This window comes from Morganella sp. GD04133 (assembly GCF_029835375.1).
GTDB lineage: Bacteria > Pseudomonadota > Gammaproteobacteria > Enterobacterales > Enterobacteriaceae > Morganella > Morganella morganii_B.
Map to the genome: position 1 here is coordinate 1 of NZ_JAODZS010000050.1, position 22,204 is coordinate 22,204.

The 22,204-nt window shown below is 52.6% G+C and carries 22 protein-coding genes; 12 read left to right on the forward strand and 10 right to left on the reverse strand.

Annotated features, from left to right (window positions below):
* A partial coding sequence (locus N7387_RS19145) for a hypothetical protein (protein WP_279800691.1) occupies positions 1–350 on the forward strand: 350 nt, incomplete at its 5' end.
* A 142-nt stretch (positions 351–492) separates the two neighbouring features.
* On the opposite strand, the gene N7387_RS19150 is transcribed toward N7387_RS19145, so the two are convergent.
* From N7387_RS19150 to N7387_RS19160, 3 genes are read right to left on the reverse strand one after another with little or no spacing between them, the layout of a single operon-like run.
* On the reverse strand, positions 493–1,635 hold the full coding sequence (locus N7387_RS19150; protein WP_279800692.1) for a TPM domain-containing protein: 1,143 nt from the start codon (positions 1,633–1,635) through the stop codon (positions 493–495).
* Positions 1,632–2,624: a bile acid:sodium symporter family protein gene (locus tag N7387_RS19155; RefSeq protein WP_262864627.1), complete on the reverse strand. Its 993-nt coding sequence runs from the start codon at positions 2,622–2,624 to the stop codon at positions 1,632–1,634. Before N7387_RS19155 ends, N7387_RS19150 begins: the two co-directional genes overlap by 4 nt.
* Before the next feature lie 43 nt (positions 2,625–2,667).
* Positions 2,668–3,708, reverse strand: coding sequence for an oxidoreductase (locus N7387_RS19160; protein WP_279800693.1), 1,041 nt, complete (start codon positions 3,706–3,708; stop codon positions 2,668–2,670).
* 284 nt (positions 3,709–3,992) lie between these two features.
* Between N7387_RS19160 and rsxA the strand changes: the two genes are divergently transcribed.
* From rsxA to N7387_RS19205, 9 genes are all read left to right on the forward strand, one after another.
* On the forward strand, positions 3,993–4,574 hold the full coding sequence (gene rsxA, locus N7387_RS19165; RefSeq protein ID WP_015422727.1) for an electron transport complex subunit RsxA: 582 nt from the start codon (positions 3,993–3,995) through the stop codon (positions 4,572–4,574).
* A complete protein-coding gene (gene rsxB / locus N7387_RS19170) occupies positions 4,574–5,182 on the forward strand; it encodes an electron transport complex subunit RsxB (protein ID WP_262861969.1) in 609 nt (202 codons plus the stop codon). Before rsxA ends, rsxB begins: the two co-directional genes overlap by 1 nt.
* A gap of 5 nt (positions 5,183–5,187) precedes the next feature.
* Positions 5,188–7,530 carry an electron transport complex subunit RsxC gene (rsxC, locus tag N7387_RS19175; protein WP_279800694.1) on the forward strand — a complete coding sequence of 781 codons (2,343 nt, stop codon included), beginning with the start codon at positions 5,188–5,190 and terminating at the stop codon, positions 7,528–7,530.
* A gap of 15 nt (positions 7,531–7,545) precedes the next feature.
* Entirely contained in the window at positions 7,546–8,640 is a 1,095-nt protein-coding gene (rsxD, locus tag N7387_RS19180; protein WP_262882500.1) for an electron transport complex subunit RsxD, read from the forward strand.
* Complete coding sequence (gene rsxG, locus N7387_RS19185; protein WP_279800695.1) at positions 8,637–9,263, forward strand: electron transport complex subunit RsxG; 627 nt, start codon at positions 8,637–8,639, stop codon at positions 9,261–9,263. Before rsxD ends, rsxG begins: the two co-directional genes overlap by 4 nt.
* The gene (locus N7387_RS19190) at positions 9,263–9,967 is read left to right on the forward strand and encodes an electron transport complex subunit E (protein ID WP_025153139.1); all 705 of its coding nucleotides are present in this window, start codon (positions 9,263–9,265) and stop codon (positions 9,965–9,967) included. The genes rsxG and N7387_RS19190 overlap by 1 nt, the downstream gene beginning before the upstream one ends.
* 63 nt (positions 9,968–10,030) lie before the next feature.
* Positions 10,031–10,672 (forward strand): endonuclease III, encoded by a 642-nt coding sequence (gene nth, locus N7387_RS19195; RefSeq protein ID WP_004238127.1) that lies wholly within the window; start codon positions 10,031–10,033, stop codon positions 10,670–10,672.
* 101 nt (positions 10,673–10,773) lie between these two features.
* A complete protein-coding gene (locus tag N7387_RS19200; protein ID WP_279800696.1) occupies positions 10,774–12,711 on the forward strand; it encodes an exoribonuclease II in 1,938 nt (645 codons plus the stop codon).
* A 212-nt stretch (positions 12,712–12,923) separates the two neighbouring features.
* Entirely contained in the window at positions 12,924–13,130 is a 207-nt protein-coding gene (locus tag N7387_RS19205; protein WP_262860529.1) for a glycine zipper 2TM domain-containing protein, read from the forward strand.
* A 34-nt stretch (positions 13,131–13,164) separates the two neighbouring features.
* Here N7387_RS19205 and yciH read toward each other — a convergent pair whose 3' ends face one another.
* The 5 genes from yciH to N7387_RS19230 all read right to left on the reverse strand — a co-directional run bounded on the left by yciH (position 13,165) and on the right by N7387_RS19230 (position 16,689).
* The gene (gene yciH / locus N7387_RS19210) at positions 13,165–13,488 is read right to left on the reverse strand and encodes a stress response translation initiation inhibitor YciH (protein ID WP_262860528.1); all 324 of its coding nucleotides are present in this window, start codon (positions 13,486–13,488) and stop codon (positions 13,165–13,167) included.
* A 1-nt stretch (position 13,489) separates the two neighbouring features.
* Positions 13,490–14,224: an orotidine-5'-phosphate decarboxylase gene (pyrF, locus tag N7387_RS19215; protein ID WP_262864707.1), complete on the reverse strand. Its 735-nt coding sequence runs from the start codon at positions 14,222–14,224 to the stop codon at positions 13,490–13,492.
* 63 nt (positions 14,225–14,287) lie between these two features.
* The gene (gene lapB / locus N7387_RS19220; RefSeq protein ID WP_262860526.1) at positions 14,288–15,457 is read right to left on the reverse strand and encodes a lipopolysaccharide assembly protein LapB; all 1,170 of its coding nucleotides are present in this window, start codon (positions 15,455–15,457) and stop codon (positions 14,288–14,290) included.
* Positions 15,458–15,462: 5 nt separating this feature from the next.
* Positions 15,463–15,768, reverse strand: coding sequence for a LapA family protein (locus N7387_RS19225; RefSeq protein ID WP_262860525.1), 306 nt, complete (start codon positions 15,766–15,768; stop codon positions 15,463–15,465).
* Between the two features lie 186 nt (positions 15,769–15,954).
* The gene (locus N7387_RS19230; RefSeq protein ID WP_262861971.1) at positions 15,955–16,689 is read right to left on the reverse strand and encodes a phosphatase PAP2 family protein; all 735 of its coding nucleotides are present in this window, start codon (positions 16,687–16,689) and stop codon (positions 15,955–15,957) included.
* 201 nt (positions 16,690–16,890) lie between these two features.
* Here N7387_RS19230 and ribA point away from each other — a divergent pair, with 201 nt between their 5' ends.
* The gene (ribA, locus tag N7387_RS19235; RefSeq protein ID WP_024473150.1) at positions 16,891–17,499 is read left to right on the forward strand and encodes a GTP cyclohydrolase II; all 609 of its coding nucleotides are present in this window, start codon (positions 16,891–16,893) and stop codon (positions 17,497–17,499) included.
* Positions 17,500–17,564: 65 nt separating this feature from the next.
* On the opposite strand, the gene acnA is transcribed toward ribA, so the two are convergent.
* Positions 17,565–20,237, reverse strand: a complete 2,673-nt coding sequence (gene acnA / locus N7387_RS19240; protein WP_279800697.1) for an aconitate hydratase AcnA — start codon at positions 20,235–20,237, stop codon at positions 17,565–17,567.
* A 286-nt stretch (positions 20,238–20,523) separates the two neighbouring features.
* On the opposite strand from acnA, the gene N7387_RS19245 reads away from it, so the two are divergent.
* Positions 20,524–20,805, forward strand: coding sequence for a hypothetical protein (locus N7387_RS19245; RefSeq protein ID WP_262861680.1), 282 nt, complete (start codon positions 20,524–20,526; stop codon positions 20,803–20,805).
* Between the two features lie 131 nt (positions 20,806–20,936).
* On the opposite strand, the gene cysB is transcribed toward N7387_RS19245, so the two are convergent.
* Positions 20,937–21,911, reverse strand: a complete 975-nt coding sequence (gene cysB / locus N7387_RS19250; protein ID WP_262861679.1) for an HTH-type transcriptional regulator CysB — start codon at positions 21,909–21,911, stop codon at positions 20,937–20,939.
* Between the last annotated feature and the right edge of the window lie 293 nt (positions 21,912–22,204).

Below are 22,204 nucleotides of genomic sequence, written 5' to 3' on the forward strand. Positions count from 1 at the left end.
ATTTAGCGCATATCTTAATTCATGAAATGTCTCACATCCGCCTGGACACGGAAGATATGGCGTATATCGGGGTGGCGAAAAATGAGGGGTATCATGATGTAAATGCTATGCTCGCCCTTCTTGAACCAGAAAAACTGCAGACCGGCAGAGGAGAGCCTGAAGAAACGATCAAACAACGACGTGCCCGGGGAAGTCTGGACGCGGTGAGAAATGCAGACTCTTTTACAACAGCAACCCGTTATCTTGCTTATACTGCAAAAAATGCTGATTTCTATCGTCATTTTGCAGGGCAGAAAAAAACGTTCAAACCCGGTTCGCCGTCTCTTATCACGAGTCCGCGCTGGAGGTGAGTGTCATTGATTAACACGATACAGGCTATCATAGTGTTTATACAGACTGTATTGTCGTTAAAACCCGCCGGGATGGCAGTGTGATAAACAAGGCTGTTTTCTTTATACCGGGCGGTCAGACAGCGCCGCCCGGTATTTCTCATCACCAGCTCCCGGAAGCACCGCCGCCACCGCTGCTGCCACCTCCGCCCCCGGAAGACCCGCTGCTTCCGGAACTGCCGCCGGAGCTGCTGTAACTGCCACTATCAGAACCGGATGAATATCCGCTTCCGGCACCGGCTGTAACACCGGTTAGTTTCCGTATTTCCGCTTCCTGAATCCGGTATCCGGGAATTAATACATATAATATAAAACACAGAAACAGTGAGCCAAATACATTCAGAAAAACGAGCATCATGATACTGATGAATAATGCGTCCGGATCAGGGTCTCCGTCTATCAGAACCCGCGTCATTATAAAAATCAGAACCGAATAAATTAATACAGCGACCGCCTGACCGACCAGTGACGGGTATATATATTTGTGATGTAAAAATGCCGTCAGGCGCTTCTGAGTCAGGCGTATTGCCCGTTCGGGCTGACGTTTTTTCTTATTTTTGGATTTTGCATATTCCTCTTTCAGGTATTCAATATCATTAATAACCTGCTTTTCTATTCTTTTCTTACGACCGGCGGAACCGATAAACAATGACCAGAGATACACCGTAATAAATGTCAGAAAATAAATAACGGTCAGCCGTGCGATTTTTAAAGGTTCTGTTCCGGAAGCATTTGATCTGATATATGCCGGTTCACTTCCGCTGATAATATCAATGGCATCAGTCACACCCGCTTCAATCCCGGTAAAATAACGGCCTTTTTTAAATTCAGGCGTGATACGGTGACGGATAATACGGCCTGCGGAGACATCCGGCAGAATACCTTCCAGGCCGTAACCGACCTCAAAACGCAGATTACGGTCATTCACCGCCACGACCAGCAACAGACCATTATTCTGACCTTTACGACCGATTTTCCAGGTATTGAATGCACGGTGTGCGAATGTCTCAATACTTTCCCCGCCGGTTGACGGCACAATAAACACCACAAACTGACTGCCGTCATTGCGGCTCAGTTCGTACTCAGTGAGTTGCCGGTTAAGCTGTGTAAACTGCGGGCCGGTCAGGAGACCGGTGCTGTCAATAACCCGCGCCCGTTTCAGTTCCGGCAGCGGTTGCAGATCCGCACGGGCAAAGAAACTGACAAAAAGAAGCACAAGGCATCCTGCCATAATCCTGCTCATCATGACTCCTGTGAATGTTCTTTTCCCTGTCGCGCATAGCGCGCCGCCATCACCGCACACACCATCAGCTGGATCTGATGAAACAACATCAGCGGCAGCACCAGAATACCGACTACGGCAGGCGGGAACATTACGTTTGCCATCGGTACGCCGTTTGCCAGGCTTTTCTTCGAACCGCAGAAGACAATCGTGATTTCATCAGCCTTATTAAAACCCAGTGCCCGCGCACCGTACACGTTGATCACTAATACAATCGCCAGCAGCCCGCACGACACCACAGCAATCTGCAGAATAGACATTGCATCAATCTGCTGCCAGATCCCTTCAGCAACCGCTTCGCTGAAAGCGACATACACCACCAGCAGAATAGAGGTGCGGTCCGTTTTATTAATGATTTTTTTATTGCGATCCACCCACTTACCGATCAGCGGACGGGAAAGGTGCCCGACCACAAACGGCAGCATCAGCTGCAATAAAATAGAACGGATAGCCCCCAGGGTATCCAGATCATGCGCGCCCTGCGTTTCCATCATAAAACCGATAATCACCGGTGATAAGAACACCCCAAGAATACTGGAGGCAGATGCACTGCAAATCGCCGCCGCCACATTACCGCCCGCGACAGAGGTAAAGGCGATAGCAGATTGTACTGTCGCGGGTAAGGCACATAAGTATAAGAAACCCATGTAAATGGCCGGAGACATCCATTCCGGCACCAGAAACTGCAAACCCAGCCCCAGCAGCGGGAAAAGGATAAAGGTACTGGAGAACACCATCAGATGCAGACGCCAGTGCCCCATCCCCGTCACAATCGCTTCCCGCGAGAGTTTTGCGCCGTGGAAGAAGAACAATAACGCAATCGCGGCGGTGGTCAGATAGCGGAATCCGGTCGCCACATTGCCGGTTGCCGGAAAGAGTGACGCCAAAATAACAACCGTGATCATTATGACCAGGAACGGATCTAACCGCAGTTTCTGCCACCAGTTTGTCATGCGTTATCCACTTTTGTCTGCATTAAAATTAAACGATAGTCTGTTACAGTGTCACTGTTCGTCCGGTTTTGTGAGATTCCATACCGGCCTCAATAATGCGGATAACTTCCGCCCCTTCCTGCGCGGTCACCGGGTTCGGGCCATTATTGATAATCGCCTCTGCCACTTCTGCGTAATAGCGGCCATAGTGCCCGGCTTTGTTCGGATACGTTTCCGTGATCACTTCAACGCCATCCGGTGACAGGCTCAGTTCCCCGTCACGGCTGTCATGCCCCCAGTTGACACCGACCGGCATCTGCCCTGCTTTCAGTGCATTCTCCTGCGGATCCAGCCCGTACTTCACATAGCTGCCTTTCATACCGTGAACGATATACACCGGGGATTCCGCTGCCGCGACCGTGGTGGCATGCAGTATCACTTTCACATCCGGATAGTGCAGTTGCGCATGGAAATAATCCACTGCTTCAGAGCCCGGACGTATCATCCCCAGGTCGGCGGTGATCGCCGTTGGTTTGCCGAAAAACTGCAGTGCCTGGTCAATCAGATGAGAGCCCAGGTCATACCAGATACCACTGCCCAATGCAGCTGCTTCACGCCAGCGTTTTTGCGGATGCGGGCGGTAACGGTCAAAATGGACTTCAAAATATTTGATATCCCCGAGTTTTTTACTGTCAAACAGGGATTTGAGCGTCAGATACCCGGAATCAAAACGGCGGTTATGATAAACAGATAACACCAGCCCGGCATCATCCGCCTGTTTTGCCAGGGTAAATGCGTCTTCCGATGTCAGGGTAAAGGGTTTATCCACCACCACGTGCTTACCGGCAGCCAGCGCCATCCGCGCCAGCGGGAAATGGGTGTCATTCGGGGTCGGGATCACGACGAGGTCAATGGCCGGGTCGGCAAAAATAGCTTCCGGCGTGGCAACAACCTGTACATCCGGATAATCTGCATGCACTTTGGCAGCATCACTGCTCGCGACTTTGGCCAGTTCCATATTGGCATTATTGACAATAAACGGCGCATGGAATGTTTTTCCGGCAAAACCGTATCCGATCAGGCCCACTTTCAGTATTTTCGTCATCACTCCCTCCGGGGGATTGTCATGTTAACGGATAAAAACATGCTTTCAGAATCTGTCATCCTTCTGAAAAGTACCACTAACTGATTCCGTGACGCAAATACTGTGCCCGGTTTTCGTCAGTTTTGCCGCTTTTTCATTCTGATACACACAGTTATCCGTGCTTTCACACAATCCCGATAACCCCGGATGCCCGGGGATTGCTATTATTCACCCCGCTTACCGGGGATCCCGGTTTTTTATGTGCTTTATTTGACTGTTTTTAAAGACTCGCTTTGGGCATTGTAATGGCTGACTACTTATTACTTTTTGTCGGGACGGTGCTGGTTAACAACTTCGTACTCGTCAAATTCTTAGGATTATGCCCCTTTATGGGGGTCTCCAAAAAGCTGGAAACCGCGATAGGCATGGGGTTTGCCACCACGTTTGTGATGACACTCGCTTCCGTCTGCTCGTGGCTGATGGACACCTTTATCCTGATCCCGCTGGATATTCTCTATCTGCGCACACTGAGCTTTATCCTGGTGATCGCCGTGGTGGTGCAGTTCACCGAAATGGTGGTACGTAAAACCAGCCCGGCACTCTACCGGCTGCTCGGGATCTTCCTGCCGCTGATCACCACCAACTGTGCGGTTCTCGGCGTGGCGCTGCTGAATATCAATCTGTCGCATAATTTCCTGCAATCCGCCGTTTACGGCTTTGGTGCGGCAGCCGGTTTCTCCCTGGTGATGGTGCTGTTTGCCGCTATCCGTGAGCGGCTGGCAACGGCAGATGTGCCCGCGCCTTTCCGCGGGGCGTCTGTCGGGCTGGTCACTGCCGGTCTGATGTCTCTGGCCTTTATGGGCTTCAGTGGTCTGGTGAAATTCTGATGACAATGATTTGGATTGCCGTTGCCGTACTCAGCCTGCTGGGTCTGGCATTCGGTCTGATACTGGGTTACGCCTCCCGCCGGTTTAAAGTGGAGGAAGATCCCATTGTGGATAAAATTGATGACATTCTGCCGCAGAGTCAGTGCGGGCAGTGTGGTTTTCCGGGCTGCCGCCCGTATGCGGAATCGGTTGCCAATGGCGGCGCAATAAACCGCTGTGCCCCCGGCGGCGAACAGGTGATGCTGAAACTGGCGGATATGCTGGGTGTGGATCCGCAACCGCTCGACGGTGACGAATCCGTACTCAACCCGGTGCGCAAAGTGGCCTTTATTCACGAAGACCAGTGCATCGGCTGCACCAAATGTATTCAGGCGTGTCCGGTGGATGCGATTATCGGTGCCACCCGCGCCATGCACACCGTGGTTGAAGATCTCTGTACCGGGTGTGACCTGTGTGTCGCCCCCTGCCCGACAGATTGCATTGAGATGATCCCGGTCGCCGTCACCCCGCGTAACTGGAAGTGGGATTTAAACACCATTCCGGTCAGAAATATTCCGGCGGATACCCGCAGTACTCCTGTCAAACCTGTTCAGATTGAGGCGTCGTAAGTTTTATGTTCAATTTGCTCAATTTTCTGAAAAAAGACCGGGTATGGGATTTTGACGGCGGCATTCATCCGCCGGAAATGAAATTACAGTCCAGCCGGACACCGATGCGGGTATGCCCGGTACCGGACGAACTGATTATTCCGTTGCAGCAACATATCGGCAACGAAGGTGATGTACTGGTCAGCCCCGGCGACCATGTTCTGAAAGGTCAGCCGCTGACACGCGGAACCGGCCGCAGCCTGCCGGTGCATGCCTCATCATCCGGCACCGTGACCGCTGTGGAGCCTTGTGTGACCGCGCATCCGTCCGGGCTGACCGCGCCGTGTGTCCGCATCCGGACTGACGGGCTGGATACCCCGTATCCGGCAGAAAAAACCACGGATTTCACTGCTCTCGCCAAAACGGAACTCACTGACCGTATTCATCAGGCCGGAATTGCCGGTCTCGGCGGCGCGGGCTTTCCGACCGCAAATAAACTGAAAGGCGGTGGTGATCTTATCCGCACCCTGATTATCAATGCGGCGGAGTGTGAGCCTTATATCACGGCGGATGACCGTCTGATGCAGGAGCATGCCGGGGAAATTCTCACCGGTATCCGTATTCTGATGCACCTTCTGGAACCGGAACAGGTGCTTATCGGTATTGAAGACAATAAACCGGAGGCGATCGCCGCACTGCGCGAGGTTACTGCCGGTGAAAAACAGATTTTCGTGCGGGTGATCCCGACTAAATACCCGTCCGGCGGTGCCAAACAGCTGACCAAAATCCTCACCGGCCGCGAAGTGCCGTCCGGCGGACGTTCCTCTGATATCGGCGTACTGATGCAGAACGTCGGAACGGTGGTTGCCATCAAACGCGCCATTACCGACGGCGAACCGCTGATCCGGCGCGTGGTAACCGTGACCGGCGAAGCGGTCGGATCACCGAGCAACTTCTGGACACGACTCGGTACACCGGTCCGTTTCCTGCTGCAACAGGCTGATTTCCATCCGCAGCATGAACAAATGGTCGTGATGGGTGGCCCGCTGATGGGCTTTACCCTGCCGGATCTGGATGTGCCGGTGGTGAAAATCTGTAACTGCATTCTGGCACCGACCACAAATGAGATGGAGCCTGCTGCGCCGGAAGAAGCCTGCATTCGTTGCAGTCACTGTGCGGATGCCTGTCCGGCCGGATTGCTGCCGCAGCAGCTCTACTGGTTCAGTAAAGGTAACGAACACGAAAAAGCAGAGCAACACCATCTGTTTGACTGCATCGAATGCGGTGCCTGTGCCTGGGTCTGCCCGAGCAACATCCCGCTGGTGCAGTATTACCGTCAGGAAAAAGCACAGGTTATTGAGATCCGCGAAGAAGCCCAACGCGCTGCCGATGCCAAAATCCGCTTTGAAGCCAAACAGGCACGAATGGCACGGGAAAAAGAAGCCCGCGAAGCCCGTCATAAAAATGCGGCTGTTCAGGTGGATGAAAAAGACAGTGCCGCTATCAATGCCGCCCTTGCCCGTGTGAAAGCCAAGGACAGTAATGCAGGGATGACGGTTTCTGTTAATCCCTCCGTCTTACCGGATAACAGCGCCGTAATTGCTGCCCGTGAAGCCCGTAAAGCACAGGCACGCGCACGTCAGGCAGAGAAAGCGGCTCTCGCGGCTGACGCCACACAACCGGCAACAGAGACAGATACCGATCCGCGTAAAGCCGCAGTGGCTGCCGCCCTTGCCCGTGCCAAAGCGAAAAAAGCCGCGCAGGCTGCCGAAGCACCGGCGGAAGCTGCACAACCGGCAACAGAAACAGAAACGGATCCGCGCAAAGCCGCTGTTGCTGCTGCGATAGCCCGTGCCAAAGCGAAGAAAGCCGCTCAGGCTGCCGAAGCACCGGCGGAAGCTGCACAACCGGCTGCAGAGACAGAAACGGATCCGCGTAAAGCGGCTGTTGCTGCTGCGATAGCCCGTGCCAAAGCGAAGAAAGCCGCGCAGGCTGCCGAAGCACCGGCGGAAGTTGCACAACCGGCAACAGAAACAGAAACGGATCCGCGCAAAGCGGCTGTCGCTGCCGCGATAGCCCGTGCCAAAGCGAAGAAAGCCGCGCAGGCTGCCGAAGCACCGGCGGAAGTTGCACAACCGGCAGCGGAATCAGAAACGGATCCGCGCAAAGCCGCTGTCGCTGCTGCTATTGCCCGCGCCAAAGCGAAAAAAGCCGCGCAAGCTGCCGAAGTACCGGCGGAAGTTGCACAACCGGCAACAGAAACAGAAACGGATCCGCGCAAAGCCGCTGTCGCTGCTGCTATTGCCCGCGCCAAAGCGAAGAAAGCCGCTCAGGCTGCTGCACAACATTCTGAAGAAACCACTGATTAATGAAGCGAAATAAGCATGAAATTTAGGCCCGTTTCCTCAAACGCCCCGCACCGGCTGAAAATTGCGGGATCACCGTTTACGCATAACCGCGACAACACATCCGCCATCATGCTGTGGGTGGTGATTGCTATGATCCCGGGAGTTGCCGCTCAACTCTGGTTTTTCGGCACCGGTACCCTGTTTCAGATTCTGATTGCGGTTGTGACTGCGCTGGTCACTGAGAGTATTGCTATCCGGCTGCGCAATCAGCCGGTGATGCCGTATCTGAAGGATAACTCCGCGCTGGTCACGGCGGTGCTGCTGGCTGTCAGTATTCCGCCGCTGGCACCGTGGTGGATCATTGTTATCGGTACATTCTTTGCCGTGATTATTGCCAAACATATATATGGCGGCCTCGGGCAAAACCCGTTTAACCCGGCAATGGTCGGTTATGTGGTGCTGCTGATCTCCTTCCCGGTACAGATGACCAGCTGGCTGCCGCCGGAGAGTCTGCAAATCACCCCGGTTTCACTCAGTGACAGTCTGCATGTGATTTTCACCGGGTTATCTGATGGCGGCTTAACACTTGAGCAGTTACGTGCCGGCGCGGATGGCATGAGCCAGGCGACCCCGCTCGACAGCTTCAAAACCGGCCTGCTGACCCGCGACATGTCAGAGATCCTGATACAGCCTGTTTTACAGGGCTCTGTCGCCGGTATTGGCTGGCAGTGGGTGAATATCGGTTACCTGATTGGTGGCTGCATTCTGCTCAACCGCAAAGTGATTGCCTGGCAGATCCCGGTTGCCATACTGGGAACACTCGCGGTACTGTCCGCCATCGGCTATCTGATTGATCCATCACATTTCACCACCCCGGTTATTCAGCTGTTTTCCGGGGCCACCATGCTCGGGGCATTTTTTATCGCCACCGACCCGGTCACCGCCTCCACCACGCCGCGCGGCCGCCTGATATACGGGATGCTGATCGGACTGCTGCTGTGGATTATCCGTGTTTACGGCGGTTATCCGGATGCAGTGGCATTTGCCGTTCTGCTGGCCAATATCACCGTACCGCTGATCGATACCTACACACAACCGCGTGTTTACGGGCACAAACGGGGGAACAAATGATCGCAACATTACGCCGTTACGGGGTGATCCTAGCGCTGTTTGCCGCCGGTACCACCGGGCTGAGCGGTTTTGTCTATACTCTGACAAAACCGGAAATTGATAAGCAGGCCGCCGCACAGCAAAAGGCGCTGTTTGCCGAAATCCTGCCGGAATCGGTTTATAATAATGATGTGATTGCAGAGTGCTATCTGGTCACCGATCCGGCACTGGGCAATGCGCTACCGCACCGCCTGTATATTGCCCGCAAAGACGGCACACCGGTCGCCGCTGTGCTGGAATCCACCGCACCGGATGGCTATTCCGGCAATATTCAGCTGCTGGTTGCCGCTGATTTTAACCGCACCGTGCTCGGCTCCCGTGTCACCGAACACAAAGAGACACCGGGGCTGGGTGATAAAATTGATACCCGGATTTCAGACTGGATCATGTCACTGAGCGGTAAACAGATTGAATCCGCCAATGACCCGCACTGGGCAGTGAAAAAAGACGGCGGGGATTTTGATCAGTTCACCGGTGCTACCATCACGCCGCGTGCAGTCGTCAATGCTGTCCGCGCAACAGCGGATTATATGCAGACACTGCCGCCACTGCTGAACAATTTACCTCAATGCGGAGCAGAATAATGAGTCAGATTAAAGAATTATTCGCCGACGGATTATGGAAGAACAACTCCGCCCTCGTCCAGGTACTGGGGCTGTGTCCGCTGCTGGCGGTTTCCTCTACTGTTACCAACGCACTGGGGCTGGGGCTGGCCACCACGCTGGTGCTGATTTGCACTAACGTGGCGGTTTCCGCGCTGCGCCGCTGGATCCCGTCAGAAATCCGCATTCCTATCTATGTGATGCTGATTGCCTCTGTGGTGACCGCAGTGCAGCTGCTGATCAACGCCTATGCTTTCGGCTTATATCAGTCGCTCGGTATATTCATCCCGCTGATTGTGACCAACTGTATTGTTATTGGCCGTGCCGAAGCCTTTGCTGCCAAAAATGCCGTTTATCCTTCTGCGATTGACGGCCTGGCAATGGGGCTTGGTGCCACCGCCGCGCTGTTTGTGCTCGGTGCCATGCGCGAAATCCTCGGCAACGGCACCCTGTTTGACGGTGCGGATCTGCTGCTCGGTGACTGGGCAAAAATACTGCGTATCGATGTGCTGCACCTTGATACCCCGTTCCTGCTGGCGATGCTGCCGCCGGGGGCCTTTATCGGGCTGGGCTTAATGCTGGCGGGTAAGTATCTGATTGATGAGAAAATGAAAAAGCGCAAAAATGCGCCTGCCGCTCCGCAATATGAAACAGAAAAAGGATGCGGAAGCCATCTGGTCAAATAACTGTATCATTAAGCAGATTCCTTTCCCGGAATCTGCTTTTATCATGAATGAGCCAATGTCGTTATGAATAAAGAAAAACGTATTGAAATCCTGACCCGCCTGCGGGACAACAACCCGCAACCCACCACCGAACTGCTGTTTGATTCTCCGTTTGAATTACTGATCTCCGTCTTATTATCCGCCCAGGCAACGGATGTCAGTGTCAATAAAGCCACCCGACCGCTGTATGCTGTTGCCAATACGCCGCAGGCTATCCTGGATTTGGGTGTGGACGGCGTGAAATCCTATATTAAAACCATCGGATTATTTAATACCAAAGCAGAAAATGTGATCAAAACCTGCCGGATGCTGGTTGAGCTGCACAACGGCGAGGTGCCGGAAGACAGAGCCGCACTTGAGGCACTGCCCGGTGTGGGGCGGAAAACCGCCAATGTGGTACTCAATACTGCGTTCGGCTGGCCGACTATCGCTGTTGATACCCATATTTTTCGTGTCTGTAACCGCACAAAATTTGCCCCCGGTAAAAACGTGGATGAAGTGGAACAAAAATTATTGCGGGTTGTTCCGGCAGAATTTAAAGTTGACTGCCACCACTGGTTTATACTGCACGGGCGTTACACCTGTGTTGCCCGCAAGCCCCGCTGCGGTTCATGCATCATTGAGGATTTGTGTGAATTCAGCGAAAAAGTGTATCCGGAAGATTAATCTGCTGCGCTTTAAACAGAAATTGTCCTCTGTGCTTGCGGGCAGCGTAAATTCGCGTAAAAATAACCTTAAATTCGCTCACCCAACCAGTACGGGAACCTATGTTTCAAGATAACCCGCTGTTAGCTCAGCTAAAACAACAGCTCCACGATAAAACACTGCGTGTCGAAGGGATCGTAAAAAGTACCGATAAAGGCTACGGTTTCCTGGAAGTTGACGGACAAAAATCCTATTTTATTCCGCCGCCGCAGATGAAAAAAGTCATGCACGGCGACCGCATCACAGCGGCTATTCACACGGTGAATAATAAAGATGTGGCAGAGCCGGAAGCTCTGGTCACCCCATTTCTGGACAGATTTGTCGGCCGTGTGCAGCGCAAAGCAAATGATGACCGTCTCTGGATCATTCCTGATCATCCGCTGTTAAAAGACGCCATTCCCTGCCGTCCGGCAAAGGGCGTTGATCATGAGTTTCGTCAGGGTGACTGGGCGGTTGCGGAAATGCGCCGCCATCCTCTGAAGGGTGATCGCAGCTTCCACGCGGAAATTACCGGGTTTATCACTGATGCCGATGACCATTATGCACCATGGTGGGTCACGCTGACCCGTCACCAGCACGCTCTGAAAGAACCTGAGCCGGTTGAGGTAACGATGGCGGATGATGATCTGCCGCGCACTGACCTGACACATCTGGATTTTGTCACTATCGACAGTGCATCCACCGAAGATATGGATGATGCACTCTACATCACTACCGGTGATAACAATCAGCTTCAGCTGACCATTGCGATTGCTGACCCGACCAGCTACATCCCGGCCGGCAGCGAGCTGGACGCTATTGCCCATAAACGGGCATTTACCAACTATCTGCCGGGCTTTAATATCCCGATGCTGCCGCGTAACCTGTCTGATGACCTGTGTTCGCTGCATCCGCATGTGCGCCGTCCGGCGCTGGTGTGTCAGGTGTCTGTTAATGAAGATGGCTCTCTGGCGGATGATGCCGTGTTCTTCGCTGCCTGGGTTGAATCCAAAGCCAAGCTGGCTTATGACGATGTTTCCGATCTGCTGGAAGGGGTGGCTGACCGCGTAACAACGGATGAAACGATCCGCCGTCAGATTTCCCTGTTGCAGGATATGTATCAGCGCCGCCATCACTGGCGTGAAACTCATGCGCTGGTCTTTAAAGATCGTCCTGATTACCGTTTTATCCTTGATGAAAACGGCGTAGTGACAGATATCGTGGCGGAACAGCGCCGCAGTGCCAACCGCATTGTGGAAGAAGCGATGATCACCGCCAATATCTGTGCCGCGCAGGTTCTGGATAAAAAACTCGGCTTTGGTGTTTATAACGTGCACACCGGGCTGGATCCGCTGACCATCAGTCAGGCCGTTGCCCTTCTCGCCGAAAACGGTATTCACTTCAGTGCGGAAGAATTACTGACTCTCGACGGTTTCTGCCGTCTGCGCCGGGAGCTGGATAACCAGCCAACGCAGTTCCTCGACAGCCGTATCCGCCGCTTCCAGACCTTTGCCGAAGTCCGCATGGAAAAAGGCCCGCACTTTGGCCTGGGACTGGATGGTTATGCGACCTGGACATCCCCTATCCGTAAATACAGTGATATTGTTAATCACCGTCTGCTGAAAGCTATTATCGCCGGTCAGTCTGCGGAAAAACCGGCTGAAGCCCTGGCCGAGCACCTGGCAGAGCGCCGCCGTGCCAACCGCATGGCAGAGCGTGATGTCGGTGACTGGTTATATGCCCGTTATCTGCAACCGTATGCCGGTACAGATACCGCGTTCCCGGCGGAGATCATTGATATCACCCGTGGAGGTGTCCGTGTCCGCCTGACAGATAACGGTGCCGTTGCCTTTATCCCGGGCACCTTTATTCATCCCGTCAAAGATGAACTCCAGTGCAGCCAGGAAACCGGCTCAGTACTGATTAAAGGCGAAGTCCGTTACCGCCTCAATGACATCATTCCGGTGAAAGTTGAGGAAGTGAAGATGGAAACCCGCAGTATTCTGGCACGCCCGCTCTGATCCGGTACCGGAATCCCTGACCGATAAAAACCGCCGTTTTGTATTAACGGCGGTTTTTTTATACGCTTCACTCATAACCCGCCGTTGTTTTTATCATTAATCTGCTTCATTCACGTATTCAGCAGAATTTAAATTTTATTTAAATCATATGGATAGAAATTAATAACATGGTTGTTATAGTGACAGTACAGAATAACAGGCGGGAAAATAAGATGAAGAAAACAGTAGTGGTATTGCTCATAGCCGGTGGCTTGCTGGCACTCAGCGGCTGTAAAAACCTGTCAGAACAGGAAAAGGATACTGCGATTGGTGCTGAGTTAGGCGCGATCAGCGGTGCGATCCTGACGGACGGTTCCGGTTTGGGGACGGTCGGTGGTGCCGCTGTCGGCGGGATTATCGGCAACGAGGCAGGAAAGTAACACAGGCGTCCGCAACGGACGCCTTATCATGATATCAGCCGCCCGCCAGTTTGACGTTAAAACCTTTCTCTTCCAGCAGTTGCTTCAGCAGATCGCGCTTATCGCCCTGAATTTCAATAACACCGTCTTTCAGCGCACCACCGCAACCGCAGCGTTTTTTCAGATCTGCCGCCAGTTTGCTCAGCGCCGTATCATCCAAATCAATACCGGTGATCAGACACACGCCCTTACCTTTCCGGCCGCTGGTCTGGCGCTGAATGCGGACAATGCCGTCGCCTTTCGGGCGCGCCGCTTTGACTTCCGGCTCATCAATACGGCCGGTGTCTGTGGAATAAACCAGTCGTGAATTATTGTCCATCTTATAACACTCCCACTGAAGCATTAATGGCCTGCAAAGCCGCCTGCGGGTCATCACTGCGGGTAATGGGCCGCCCGATAACCATATAATCCACCCCGGCGCTGATCGCCTGCGGTGGTGTCATGATACGGCGCTGATCACCGGCATCACTGCCTTCAGGACGGATACCCGGTGTAACCAGTTTAAATTCCCGGCCCAGCGTTTCTTTCATCAGTTTTGCTTCGTGTGCAGAACACACCACACCATCCAGCCCGCAGTTCTGCGTTAATTTTGCCAGACGCAGCGCGTGCTCTGCCGGTGTGGCATCAATACCGGTTCCGGCCAGGTCGGGCTGCTCCATGCTGGTCAGAACGGTTACCGCAATCAGCAGTGGTGCATCGTTGCCGTACGGCAGCAGGATCTCTTTTGCTGCCGCCATCATCCGCTCACCGCCTGCCGCATGGACATTAACCATCCACACACCCAGCTCAGCTGCTGCCCGTACCGCATGCGCCGCGGTATTCGGAATATCATGAAATTTCAGGTCAAGAAAGACCTCAAACCCGCGCTGCTGCAATGCCCGGACACATTCCGGCCCGCAGAAGGTAAACAGCTCTTTACCGACTTTCAGACGGCACTGTGCCGGATCAATACGGTCAGCGAAAGCCAGCGCATCGTCCGGGTTGTCGTAATCGAGCGCAACAATAACAGGCGATGCGATATCTGCACGACCTGTATGCGAAGGAAGAGATGTCATGAATGAATTACCTGTGGTTGGTGAGTTTATTCGGGTAAATAATTACGGGTGAATGTGACGTTGTCACTGTCCGTCCAGCCCTCTGATAGGCTTGATCGTATCCCATGACCGGCAGGACGGGCAGTGCCAGTACAGGGCGTGTGATGTAAATCCGCATTTGCCGCAGCGGTAATCCGGTTTGGTCCGGATTTGTTCGCCGACCATGTTACGCAGCAGACCGAGGCTCTCTTTGGCACGCCCTTCCTCCGCCTCTGACAGATAATATTCCATCAGGCGGCAGAACAGACGCATGGTCGGATGGCGTTGCAACTGCCGGTTGACATAAGTGATCGCCATCTCCGGCCCTTCCTGCTGTTCAATAATATCCGCAAGATAGAGTTCGGCAATCGCACCTATATTTTCATCCGAACAAAGCAGCAGGTACTCTGCCCATTCCGCCGGCTGATCAAGGTGAGTGTAACAGGTTTCCAGCATCGGCAGTGTTTCACTGACCATTTCTTTATCCTGTTCAAACACCCGCTTGAGCACAGTGACAGCCTTGCTGTATTCCGCCCGTTCAATATGAATGCGCCCCTGCATAATCGACACGCGGGCACAGTTTTTATCCGCCCCGGCAGCTTTGGCGAGATACGCAAATGCCCCGTCCGTGTTATCACTGCCCAGCGCCTGTAATGCCAGTTCACAATAGAAATTAGCGATATTCTCCCGCTGCCCGGCGTCGCCGTGTTTCAGCAGTTTTTCGCCGATATCAATCGCTTTGCTCCAGTCGCTGGTAGACTGATAAATCGATAACAGCGACTGAAGCGCACTTTGTCTGAAATCCGCCTCATCAATCAGCTGTAAAAACAGGGCTTCCGCCCGGTCATAAACCCCGGCGGCCACATAATCGCGGCCCAGCTGTTGTGTGGCGAGGAGACGTTGTTCATAGGAGAGAGAGGCACTTTCCATCAACGACTGATGGATGCGGATGGCGCGTTCCACTTCACCGCGCGAACGGAACAGATTGCCGAGTGTCAGGTGAGCTTCAAACGCAGAACTGTCTTCTTTCAGCATGTCAAGGAACAAATCAACCGCTTTATCCTGCTGATCGGAAAGCAAAAAGTTTACGCCTGCCACATAGTCACGTGACAGGCGGTCAGCATGTTGTTGTTGATTCTGCTGCGCGCTGCGCCGCCCCATATACCAGCCGTATGCGGCAGCAATGGGCAACAGAAGAAACAACAGCTCAAGCATAATGCTTATTCCTTAGTGGTGTCCCGCAGCACAACCGAACCGGAAGACTGCACCGTCTGGTCAGCTTCCAGACGTTTGATCCGGTGCCGTGCATGTGCCAGCGACAACCGCAGACGTAAATAAAACAGACCGCAGACAATCCAGCCCAGCACAAAACCGAGACCGAACAGTACGGCCAGCAAGGTGGATACAGAATACTGTCCCTGCGCAATCAGATAATTAAATGTGACTACCTGATCGTTATTTGCGCCCAGTGTCACCGAAATGATGAAAACCACCAGTACAAGGATAAAAATCAGAAAATATTTCACCGGCGTTCCTATTATCAGGCTTGCATTTCACGCCTGCTTCTTGCAGACGCACTAATCCCTTAAGTTACCATTTCCCCCGGGGGGAATAAAAGTAATTTGTTGTGTTCCCGAGTTTTTTCCGCTTTTCTGCCGGTATCCGCACAGAATAACGGTAACACGTTTTATACACCCTATAATAACATGATTTCAGGCCTGTGGTGGCAGCTGCACGCCATTTTCACGTTGTTTACTGAGCCAGATGAAAAACAGCCCTGCCAGGATCACATTAATCATCACCGACATCATGATATCAGACGGCCAGTGCATCCCCAGCGCCAGACGACTGTATTCCGTCAGGATCCCCCACAGAAGAATCACACCGGCCAGCCCGCGGCGGCCCTGTGCCGTGAAAAACACAAAGAGTATCAGCGCCCACGCACTGGCAAACAGTGCATGACCGGACGGAAATGCATAGCCGGTTTCGCTCTTCCAGTGCTTCAGGAGCCAGCCGGGCACCTGATAATGATTTTTCACGGTATTATTCAGCAGTTGTGCCCGCGCTTTCCGGGAAAGGTCATAAAATTCGTTTTCTGACACACTATTTTGCTGTGCCAGCCAGACCACATACGGGCGCGGCTCTTTAATCGTGTTTTTCATCGCTACTTTGATGCCCTGTCCCGCAGCCACCACCACCAGGATCAGTGCTGCCGCACGCAGTGCCTGTTTTCTGCTGCCGCGAAACAAACGGACAAACAGGATACAAAAAATGAGTGATACGATAATCGCCAGCGGATACGCCGCCGTGTCAGTCAGATACCGCAGGCCGCGCAGCAGGTCATCATCACCTGATGGCTGCCAGCGCCAGCCGGTGAGCAATGTTACCAGCGGTACCAGCATCAGCAATATGACACCGGCAATAAAAGGTTTTGTCAGGTTTTTCATCCGGGTTGAATTATTCCGTTAAAAATAAATATTATTTTTGTCAAACTGATGTACTACTATGGTCATGTTCAGTTATTTGACCCGGAAAGGGAATGTCAGTTTCATTTCCCGGGCAACGCAGATAATAACATCGCCAATACGATTATGTGCGTTTAAATAAAGATATTTATATCAATGAGTTAATAAATCATGAATAAAGAGTTGCAGTTAAAACGTGTCGCACAGGCAAAATTACCTACCCCGTTCGGGGAATTTTTGATGGTCGGATTTGAAGAAATTGCCACGGGTCACGATCACGTGGCACTGGTGTTCGGTGATATCAGCGGTGATGAACCGGTGTTATCCCGGGTCCATTCGGAATGTTTAACCGGTGACGCGCTGTTCAGCCTGCGCTGCGACTGTGGTTTTCAGCTGGAAGCTGCCTTAAAACAGATCTCGGAAGAAGGCCGTGGTGTATTGCTGTATCACCGTCAGGAAGGCCGTAATATTGGCCTGCTGAATAAAATCCGTGCCTATGCATTACAGGATACCGGACTGGATACCGTTGAAGCCAACCAGAAGCTGGGGTTCGCTCCGGATGAGCGTGATTTCACGCTGTGCGCTGATATGTACAAACTGCTGGATGTACACGCTATCCGCCTGCTGACCAATAACCCGGAAAAAGTCGAGATTCTGACTCAGGCCGGGATCAACATTACTGAACGTGTGCCGCTGATTGTCGGCCGTAATCCGGCTAATGCCCACTATCTGGATACCAAAGCGGAGAAAATGGGTCACATGCTGTGCCAGTCTCCGGGCTGTAATCACTGATCCACCTGCAAAAACAGAAAAGCGCGGCAAAAATACCGCGCTTTGTTTTCACCCGTCTGAACAGGTTACGCCAGCATCTGCCGGATCACATAACAGAGGATGCCGCCGTGACGGTAATATTCCAGCTCCGTCTGTGTGTCGATACGGCACAAGGCATTCAGCTCTGTCACCCGTCCGTCCGCATGCGTAATTTTCACCGGCACAATCTGTTTTGGTGTGATGCTGTTCAGGCCGCCGACATCAATCAGCTCATCCCCGGTCAGCCCCAGTGTACGGCGATCCGTTCCCACCGGAAACTCCAGCGGTAATATACCCATACCAATCAGGTTAGAACGGTGAATACGTTCGTAGGATTCCGTCAGCACCACTCTCACACCCAGCAGATTGGTGCCTTTTGCTGCCCAGTCACGACTGGATCCGGAACCGTACTCTTTCCCGGCTATCACCACCAGGGGTGTCTCTGATTCCTGATAACGCATCGCAGCATCAAAGATAGCCAGTGTTTCCCCGGATGGAATATGGCGGGTAAATCCGCCTTCCGTACCCGGCACCATTTCATTGCGGATACGGATATTGGCAAACGTCCCGCGCACCATCACTTCATGGTTGCCGCGCCGTGAGCCGTAGGAGTTAAAATCCGCCGGTTTCACGCCGTGTGCCTGTAAATAACGCCCTGCCGGGCTGTCGGCTTTGATGTTCCCCGCCGGGGAGATATGGTCAGTAGTGACAGAATCACCGAGGATCGCCAGAATCCGCGCCTGTTTCACATCGTTTACTGGTGCCGGGGAAACCGGCATGCCTTCAAAATACGGCGGATGGCGGATATAGGTGGAATCCGGCTGCCACTGGTAAGTCGGTGTATTTTCCACCGGCAGTGACTGCCACTGCTCATCCCCGTCAAACACTGCCGAGTACTCTTTGCGGAACATCTCCGTTTTCACTTTTTCCACCGCAGCGGCAATCGCGGCATTATCCGGCCAGATATCTTTTAATAACACCGGCTTGCCCTGTTTATCATAACCCAGCGGATCGGTTTCCAGATTACAGTGCAGATTGCCGGCCAGTGCATAAGCGACCACCAGCGGCGGAGAGGCCAGCCAGTTGGTTTTCACCAGCGGATGGATACGCCCTTCAAAGTTACGGTTACCGGACAGCACGGCACCGACCGTCAGGTCATTCTCTTTAATGGCCGTTTCGATTTCCGCATCCAGCGGCCCTGAGTTACCGATACAGGTAGTACAACCATAACCGACAAGATTAAATCCCAGCTGATCCAGATACGGCGTGAATCCGGCGGCATGCAGGTAATCTGTCACCACTTTCGAACCGGGCGCCAGAGAGGTTTTCACCCACGGCTTGCGGATCAGACCTTTTTCAACCGCATTTTTGGCCAGCAAACCGGCCGTCATCAGCACACCGGGGTTAGAGGTGTTAGTACAGGATGTAATGGCGGCAATCACCACAGCACCGTCCTCAAGGGTGAAATCGTCACCATGCTGAGAGACAGGTACTTTCACCGCCGGGGATTTTTTATTCAGTTCCAGATCAACTGCCGCCTGAAATGCGCCCGGCACCTGCGCCAGCACCACCCTGTCCTGAGGACGTTTCGGCCCGGCCAGGCTGGTTTGCACATCCGCCAGATCCAGCGCCAGTCCGGAAGTAAAGCGCGGTTCATCCCCCTCGTGACGCCACAATCCCTGCTCCTTGCAGTACGCTTCCACCAGCGCGATTTCGTCATCACTGCGCCCGGTCAGACGCATATAACTGAGTGTGACCTCATCTGCCGGGAAGAAACCACAGGTTGCACCGTACTCCGGTGCCATATTGGCAATCGTGGCACGGTCAGCCAGCGGCAACTGCGCCAGGCCGTCACCCCAGAACTCGACAAATTTGCCCACCACGCCGTGTTTGCGCAGCATTTGAGTCACCGTCAGTACCAGATCCGTGGCGGTGATCCCCTCACGTAAACGGCCGGTGAGTTTAAACCCGACCACATCCGGGATCAGCATCGACACCGGCTGTCCGAGCATCGCGGCTTCCGCTTCAATACCGCCCACGCCCCAGCCCAGCACGCCGAGGCCGTTAATCATGGTGGTATGGGAATCCGTCCCGACCAGGGTATCCGGATAGGCATAGGTTTTACCGTCACGGGTTTCATACCAGACGGATTTCCCGAGGTACTCAAGATTGACCTGGTGGCAGATCCCCGTTCCCGGCGGCACCACCCGGAAGCGGTCAAAGGCCTGTTGCCCCCAGCGCAGAAAGCGGTAACGTTCGTTATTACGTGACATTTCAATCGCCACGTTATCGGCAAAAGCCTGCTCACTGGCATATTCATCCACCATCACCGAATGGTCGATAACCAGATCGACCGGTGACAGCGGATTGACCTTGTTTTCTTCGCCGCCCAGAACGCGGATAGCCTGACGCATCGCCGCCAGATCCACCACCGCCGGGACACCGGTAAAATCCTGCATCAGCACACGGGCAGGCCGGAAGGCAATTTCATGATCAGCGGTGCCGGTTTTCTGCCAGTTAATCAGTGCCTGTAAATCACGCACCTGCACACTGTCGCCGTCGAGATTTCGCAACAGGTTTTCAGCCAGCACTTTCAGGGATTTGGGAAGTTTATCAAGATTGCCGAGCTGTTCCGCCAGGCGGGAGAGATGATAGATATGGTAGTGTTTTCCGCCCGCTGTCAGCAGGGTCTCACATTGTTGCTTTAAGGTTAACGACATAACGCCTCCACACAGTGTGTCCGGGTTAAACAGGTATCTTCCTTATTATTTTCACTATAAAGATACCATATTCCCGTCATCTTTGCGGGGGCAGCCACACAATTTGTTAACTCAATGTAACAAAAACTAACCATTTTTCCGGATACTGTATCCGGAATATACTCGGTTCCCGGCAATGTAATATCCGCTTTCTTTTGTCGCCGGCAGCTAAAATTTTGTGACACTTATTTTCTTGTGCCATTGTTGCTTTACTCTACAATCTGCCTTTAATTTAAGGATATCGCTCATGAAAAAAATAGGATTATTAATTTCACTTCTTATATTATCTGCCCCGGCGCTTGCTGAATGTGATTTCAAAAAAGCGGCCCGTAACAAAATGCTTGATCAAAAAATCGGAATTTCGGGTAGCTGTGACACGAAAAAAGCCGTTAAAACTCAGACAACACATCAAATCGATGATGCACTGAATATCGATTCAAAAAAAATCAAAAATGACAGTCTGGAAAAAAAAGAGACTATTGAGAAAAAAGCCAATACAACCAAAAAGGTGATCAGCATTGTAAAATGACACTTAAGCAGAGTAACCAGCTTATTATATTACCGGCACAGGCTCCGGTAATATAAAGAAGCCACCTGACGGGTGGCCTGACTATTATCATTTACCTGTTTTCAGCGCCTGCCGGAGCGGATAACCCCCATTCAGACAATCGGCAGCCGAATGTCTTTAAACATGGCTTCGATGTCGTCATTATTGCGCAGCGCAATGGCTTTATCCACCACATCCCGCGTCAGATGCGGTGCGAAACGCCACATAAAATCATACATATAGGTTCTCAGGAAACTGCCGCGCCGGAATCCGATCTTTGTGGTGCTGTAGCTGAATTTATCCCGCATATCGATACTGACAAGATCTTTATCCGTTTCCGGGTCAACCGCCATACTGGCAATAATCCCGATCCCGAGTCCGAGGCGGACATAGGTCTTAATCACATCCGCATCGGTTGCGGTAAAGACCACTTTCGGCTTCAGCCCCTGCTTTTCAAAGGTACTGTCCAGCTCGGAGCGACCGGTGAAACCGTGGGTATAGGTAACAATCTCATATTCTGCAATATCGGCAATAGTCAGGTCACGCCGCTGCGCCAGCGGATGATCACGGCGGACCACAACAGCCCGGTTCCACTGATAGCACGGCAGCATAATCAAATCGTTATACAGATGCAGGGCTTCTGTCGCGATAGCAAAATCGCTATTACCTTTGCAGACATCCTCGGCTATCTGTGTCGGGGTGCCCTGATGCATATGCAGGGAAACGTGCGGGTAACGCTCAATAAAGCCTTTAATCACCGGCGGCAGTGCGTAACGTGCCTGGGTATGTGTTGTGGCAATACTCAGGGTGCCCTGCTCCGGATAGGTGTGCTCACTGGCGACGGCTTTGATGGCATCAATTTTGGCCAGCACTTCGCGGGAGATACGAATAACGGATTCCCCGGCCGGTGTCACATGGGTCAGATGTTTACCGCTGCGGGCAAAAATCTGCATGCCCAGCTCATCTTCCAGCATCCGGATCTGCTTACTGATACCGGGCTGTGATGTGTACAACCCCTCGGCGGTTGAGGAAACATTCAGATTATGATTGACCACTTCCACAATATAGCGCAGCTGCTGTAATTTCATCCGCTTATTCCTTTCCGTGCAGGTTTGACATTGCTTACTCCTTTTTCATCTTTATTATTACAAAAAAGAATAAGTGAGCAAATTGTTATAACGTTATTCTATTCAGTGACGATATAACAAAAAATGCACCGGCACCAGTCAAAAAATAACAGTTCAATGCCCTGATACTGCCCATTTCTCAGCAAAGCGCGGAAAGTCGCGGCTATACCTTCTTAGGCTATTTTCATCAATACTTATAACTAAAAGGAATGACTACCGTTTGGATGTAAAAAAACCGGTCAGTTTACGATCCT